Source organism: Actinomyces succiniciruminis (genome assembly GCF_900002405.1).
GTDB classification, from domain to species: Bacteria; Actinomycetota; Actinomycetes; order Actinomycetales; family Actinomycetaceae; genus Actinomyces; species Actinomyces succiniciruminis.
The window spans coordinates 45,043-46,259 of the sequence record NZ_LK995473.1 but is presented as its reverse complement, the minus strand read 5'-3'; the positions used below and the strand labels follow the sequence as shown (position 1 = coordinate 46,259).

Here is a 1,217-nt window from a genome sequence, read left to right as displayed (position 1 = left end):
GGAGCAGCACTCACACGCCGAACGGCATCACGGCGCCGCCCTGCTGACCAATCTCGCGACCACACTGGAGGCGCAGTCCGACGCCCAGGCCGTGGCCGCCGCCCAGGCGCAGGGCGCCGACGCCGCCACGCTCCTGCAGGTGCAGCAGGAGGCGAGCGCCTCGCAGACGGTCACCGTCACCGACGTCGCCCCGCTGACGGAAGCCGACCCCTCCGGTGTTGGACTGTCCGCCATCGCGCTGCCGCTCGTGTTCGGCGGCATGGCCTCGGGCGTGATCCTGAGCCTGGTGCTGCGCACCTCCCCGTGGAGGCGAGCCCTGGGGGCCGTCGCAATCGCGGCGCTCGGCGGACTGTGCGTCGCCGCCGTGCTGCAGACCTGGTTCGGCGCCGTCGACGGCTCCTTCCTGCTGCTGTGGGCGGGCCTGAGCCTAGGCATCGCGGCGATCTCCCTGACTCTGATCGGCCTGCAGGAGACCCTGGGCTACGCGGGCTTCGGACTCGGAGCCGTACTCATGCTGTTCGTGGCGAACCCGCTCTCCGGCCTCGCCACCGGCTGGCAGTGGCTCCCCAGTGGATGGGGAACCTTCGGGCAGCTGCTGCCGGTGGGTGCGGCCGGCACCTGGCTGCGCTCCGCCGCGTACTTCGACGGCGCCGGCATGGGAGCCAGCCCGTGGGTACTGACCGCCTGGATCGTCTGCGGCCTCTCCCTGCTCGCACTCGGCGCATACGTCAACGCGCGCCGCAGTCGCAGAGACCGCGTGAGCTGACACCGCGACCGTGCAGACCATCACGCAGACCCTGCCGGGACGGCGCGGAGGCGAGCGCCTTCGGGGCCGTCCCGGCGGGCGTCGCGGCGCCGGCGGGGCCGGCCAGCGTCTGCAACGCCACTTCGGGGTTAACAACGCCTGTTAACGGTCTACTGAAGGGCTCCGAGGTATACAGCAGAACGTTAAGTAGCGTTGTTAACGCCCAACCCGCGTAGCAGACGGCGGGCAACGACGCGGGCGGCGCCCGGAACCAATCACTCGGTCCCGGACACCGCCCGCGTTGTTACGCGCTACGGCTCAGAAGCGCAGACGCCGGAGCAGGAACGCGGCCACCGCGGCCAGTGACAGGCCCGTCGCGATCACCACGGTCACCACCACGCCGGCGCGGAACAGCACGACGACTCCGGGCGCAGCCGGGGTAACCGTGGGCGAGGCGGTGGCCCCGCCCGTC

The 1,217-nt window shown here is 71.8% G+C and carries 1 pseudogene; it reads left to right on the top strand.

The annotated features are described in order from the left end of the window. A pseudogene (locus BN1056_RS03005) lies at positions 1-766 on the top strand (ABC transporter permease); the annotation flags it as partial. Positions 767-1,217: the final 451 nt, after the last annotated feature.